Here is a 4762-nt window from a genome sequence, read left to right as displayed (position 1 = left end):
GGCGCCGCGCTCATGGGGTCAGACGCCCTTGGCCGCGGTGAAGCGGGCGATGACGTCGTTCCAGTTGATCAGGGTCCACAACTTCTCGACGTAGTCGGGGCGCACGTTGCGGTACTGCAGGTAGTAGGCGTGCTCCCAGGCGTCGAAGACCAGCAGCGGGGTGGTGTTCATGCCGACGTTGCCGTGGTGGTCGTAGACCTGCTCGACGATCAGGCGGCGACCCAGCGGTTCCCAGGCCAGGATGCCCCAGCCGGAGCCCTGCACGCCCGCGGTGGCGGTGGTGAGCTGCTTTTTGAAGGCCTCGAAAGAGCCGAAGTGCTCGTCGATGGCCGCGGCCAGTTCCCCGTCGGGGCGGCCGCCGCCGTCGGGTGAGAGGTTCTGCCAGAAGATCGAGTGCAGTACGTGCCCGGACAGGTTGAAGGCGAAGGTCTTCTCCAGGCCGACCAGCCCGCCGAACTCGCTCTTGTCGCGGGCCTCGGCCAGCTTCTCCAGGGTGTCGTTGGCGCCCTTGACGTAGGCGGCGTGGTGCTTGGAGTGGTGCAGCTCCAGGATCTCCCCGGTGATCGCGGGCTCCAGGGCCGCGTAGTCGTAGGGCATATCGGGAAGGGTGTACTCACCCATCGCTTCTCTCCTCTGACTTGCTCCTGCAAATAATATGCAACAACTCTAGCCATGCAACTACTTGCGCAGAAGCGGGCGTGCCGGATGATCCCCAGGACTTCCCGCAGCCCTCACACCGGCCGCACAGGAGCCGACCGGCTGTATCGAGGGTGAAGCAGGGCCGTCTCCACCGGCTCGCCTGCGGGGATCTCATCGACGCCACGCCCGGGAACATCTAGTGCATCACTGATGGGCTGTCTGTCCGGAACCCTCGCAGCACCCCAATGCCGACGAGACGCAGAGCGGGAAGGGTGTCCTCGGCCGCTGACGGTCTTGAAACGACTGTGCCGCCGGAGCCAAGTTCCATAGCTGAAACTTCTAGTTTCTAGCAGATTCATCTGTTGGACTTCTGATCGGTGAGCGACCACGCTGGTGGGTACCGAGATCCAACATCAGGAGGAATCCATGCCGGAGTACGAGAAGGCCATGCGGCCCGAAGACATCACCCGCCTGTTCGTCGAACGGTCCAATGCCGGTGACGCGGCCGGAGTGGCCGAGCTCTACGAGGAGGGCGCGGTGATGGCCTACCCGCCCGGCGGCCAGACGGTGGGCCGGGAGGCGATCCGCGCGCTGTGGGAGAAGGTGCTGGCCGGCCGTCCCCGCTTCGAGCAGGAACAACCGCTGCCGACGCTGATCAGCGACGACATCGCCCTCACCTCGACCCCGCCGAAGGACGGGAGCGGCGCCCGCGCACAGGTCGTCCGGCGCCAGCCCGACGGCAGCTGGCTGCGCCTGCTCGACCAGCCCGAGTTCGTTCCCCCCACCCGCTGAACCGCCGGAGCCGGGGCCGGGGCCGGGGAGGCCGAGCTCCCCCAGGGACGCGTCGGCATCGCGCGCTCCAGGATGGCCCTGATGAGCACGCCCCCGGCTACGGGTGCACGGGGAGGTCGCGCGGGCTCGGCCCGGCCTGGCCGGGCCGATGAACGTCGCCCAGGGCGGCGCGGATGTCACGGAGGTGGGCGGTGGTCTCGACGGCCTGGGCGCGGGTGAGGTCGGCCAGGCCGAACGAGCTCTCGTTGAGCGCCTCGGTCGCCTGCCATGCCAGGGTCTGCCCGGCGGAGGTGATCCTGGCCAGGACCACGCGCCGGTCGTCGGGGGAGACGCGCCGTTCCACGAGCCCGCGCTGCTCCAGGCGGGTGACGACGTTGGTCACGGAGGCGGGATGCACCATCAGCCGCTCCCCCATCTTTCCCATCGGCAGCGCCCCCCGCGCGAATGCCAGCAGTTGCAGCGCCTCGTAGGCGGCGAAGGTCAGGCCGTACGGCTTGAGGGTCTCCTCGATCCGGCTCAGCAGCAGTTGCTGCACCCGCATGACGGAGGTGACGGTGGCCATGTGGTCGGCATGCTCCGGCCAGCGGGCGTTCCACTGCCGGTGAGCTTCGGCGATGGAGTCGAAAGAGGGTGAACTAGGCACCGGCTCACGGTACTTGACCGGATCCCGATCACCTATGTACTTTAATGCCAAAATATTTGATGTCCAAGGATTTATTACCCTCCAGGAGAGTCCGGTGCCACGCTCCGACGACCACTCCCGCGCCAACGGCTCGCTGCACGTTCCCACCCACCCGGTGCGTTTCGTCACCGCCGCCGCGCTGTTCGACGGGCATGACGCGGCGATCAACATCATGCGGCGGATCCTGCAGGCGCAGGGAGCCGAAGTGATCCACCTGGGCCACAACCGCTCGGTGCGGGAAGTGGTCGACGCGGTCATGGAGGAGGATGCCCAGGGAGTGGCGGTCAGCTCCTACCAGGGCGGGCACATCGAGTACTTCGAATATCTCGCCTCGGCGCTCGGGCAGGCAGGGCTGGGACATGTCCAGATCTTCGGCGGCGGCGGTGGCGTCATCGTGCCGGAGGAGATCGCCCGGCTGGCCGAGTCGGGGGTGCGGATCTTCTCCCCCGAGGACGGCCAGCGGTTCGGCCTGCCGGGAATGATCAATCGGCTCATCCGTGAGTCGGACGTCGATCTCGCCGCGCGGCCGGCGCCGGTCGAGAGCGTGCTGGCGGGTGAGCGGACGGCGCTGGCGCGCGTGATCACCTGCCTGCAGGGCGGGACACTGCCGGAGGCCGACCGGCGGGTACTGGCGGACGCGGCCGCCGGTCGCCGGGTGCCGGTGCTCGGCATCACCGGCACCGGCGGGTCTGGCAAGTCCTCCCTCACCGACGAGCTGGTACGCCGGTTCCGCACCGACCAGCAGGACAAACTCCGGGTGGCCGTGCTGGCGGTGGATCCGACCCGGCGCCGTGGCGGCGGCGCGCTGCTGGGCGACCGGATCCGGATGAACACCCTGGACGGCGACCGCGTCTTCTTCCGGTCCCTGGCCACCCGGGGCGCCCGCGAGCTGCCCGAGAACATCGGCGCGGTGATCGAGGCGTGCAAGGCCGCCGGATACGACCTGGTGATCCTGGAGACTCCGGGCATCGGCCAGGGCGACGCCGCGATCGTCCCTCTCGTCGACGTCGCGCTGTATGTGATGACGCCCGAGTTCGGCGCGGCGTCCCAACTTGAGAAGATCGACATGCTGGACTTCGCCGACGTGGTGGCGATCAACAAGTTCGAACGGCGTGGTGCGGCCGACGCGCTGCGCGACGTGTCACGGCAACTGATCCGCAACCGGGAGGCTTTCGGCGCCCGGCCCGAGGACATGCCGGTGTTCGGTACCAGCGCGGCCACCTTCAACGACGACGGTGTCACCGCCCTGTACCAGCAGCTGAGCGGCCTGCTGGCCCAAGGCGGCCTGCCGCTCCAGCCCGGCGTCCTGCCCGAGGTGAGCGGCCGCGCGTCCACCGGCGCGGCCCAGATCGTCCCACCCGGCAGGATCCGCTACCTCTCCGAGATCGCCGAGACCGTGCGTGGCTACCACACCGAGACCGCCCGGCAGATCGAGGCCGCCCGGCGCCTGCAGCGGCTGACCGAGGTGGCGGCCGAGCTCACCGGATCGCCCGCCGCGGCCGTCGCCGAGCTGGCCGACCAGGCCAGAGCCGACCTCGCACCGGCGAACGCGGAGCTCATCGACGGCTGGCCGGCGGTCGTCGAGGCATACTCAGGCCAGGAGCAGGTGGTGCGGGTCCGCGACCGGGAGTCGCGCACCCGGCTCACCCGCGAGTCGCTCTCGGGCAGCACGATTCCACGGGTGGCGCTGCCGCGCTACACCGACCACGGGGAACTGCTGCGCTTCCTGCGGAGCGAGAACCTGCCCGGCCGTTTCCCGTTCACGGCCGGGGTCTTCCCGTTCAAGCGCGAGGGTGAGGACCCGGCCCGGATGTTCGCCGGCGAGGGGGACGCCTTCCGCACCAACCGGCGCTTCAAACTGCTGTCGGCCGACAGCGAGGCCACCCGGCTGTCCACCGCGTTCGACTCGGTCACCCTGTACGGCCGCGACCCCGGCCAGAGCCCCGACGTCTACGGCAAGGTCGGCACCTCCGGCGTGTCGATCGCGACCCTGGACGACATGAAGGCGCTCTACGACGGGTTCGACCTGTCCGCACCGGCCACGTCGGTGTCCATGACCATCAACGGCCCCGCCCCCACGATCCTGGCCTTCTTCCTCAACACCGCCATCGACCAGGCGCTCGATCGCCACCGCGACTCGCACGGCCGCGAGCCCTCGCCCGAGGAGGCGGCCAAGCTGCGCGCCCGGACACTGGCCACCGTGCGCGGCACCGTGCAGGCCGACATCCTCAAGGAGGACCAGGGTCAGAACACCTGCATCTTCTCCACCGAGTTCTCGCTCCGGATGATGGGCGACATCCAGGAGTGGTTAATCCACAACGGGGTGCGCAACTTCTACTCGGTGTCGATCTCCGGCTACCACATCGCCGAGGCCGGGGCCAACCCCATCAGCCAGCTCGCCTTCACGCTGACCAACGGCTTCACCTACGTGGAGTCCTATCTGGCCCGGGGCATGAACATCGACGACTTCGCGCCCAACCTGTCGTTCTTCTTCTCCAACGGCATGGATCCCGAGTACAGCGTGCTCGGCCGGGTCGCGCGGCGGATCTGGGCGGTCGCGATGCGGGAGCGCTACGGCGCGAACGAGCGGTCGCAGAAGCTCAAGGACCACATCCAGACCCACGTCTGCGGACCTCCGCGCACTCGGAC

General features: G+C 68.9%; 4 protein-coding genes. 2 read left to right on the top strand and 2 right to left on the bottom strand.

The window, feature by feature from the left end; genetic code table 11:
* Positions 1-18 precede the first annotated feature (18 nt).
* Positions 19-621 carry a superoxide dismutase gene (locus tag ABT130_RS46990; RefSeq protein ID WP_350966410.1) on the bottom strand — a complete coding sequence of 201 codons (603 nt, stop codon included), beginning with the start codon at positions 619-621 and terminating at the stop codon, positions 19-21.
* Between the two features lie 444 nt (positions 622-1065).
* Here ABT130_RS46990 and ABT130_RS46985 point away from each other — a divergent pair, with 444 nt between their 5' ends.
* Positions 1066-1431: a YybH family protein gene (locus tag ABT130_RS46985; RefSeq protein ID WP_350926086.1), complete on the top strand. Its 366-nt coding sequence runs from the start codon at positions 1066-1068 to the stop codon at positions 1429-1431.
* A 97-nt stretch (positions 1432-1528) separates the two neighbouring features.
* Here ABT130_RS46985 and ABT130_RS46980 read toward each other — a convergent pair whose 3' ends face one another.
* Positions 1529-2074 (bottom strand): MarR family transcriptional regulator, encoded by a 546-nt coding sequence (locus ABT130_RS46980; RefSeq protein ID WP_350926084.1) that lies wholly within the window; start codon positions 2072-2074, stop codon positions 1529-1531.
* A 94-nt stretch (positions 2075-2168) separates the two neighbouring features.
* On the opposite strand from ABT130_RS46980, the gene ABT130_RS46975 reads away from it, so the two are divergent.
* On the top strand, positions 2169-4762 hold a 2594-nt coding region (locus ABT130_RS46975; protein WP_350966409.1), incomplete at its 3' end, for a methylmalonyl-CoA mutase family protein.

Source organism: Streptosporangium sp. NPDC001681, assembly GCF_040298085.1.
Classification (GTDB): Bacteria; Actinomycetota; Actinomycetes; order Streptosporangiales; family Streptosporangiaceae; genus Streptosporangium.
Note: the sequence above shows the minus strand (reverse complement) of the source record. Positions and strands in the feature narration are given on the sequence as shown.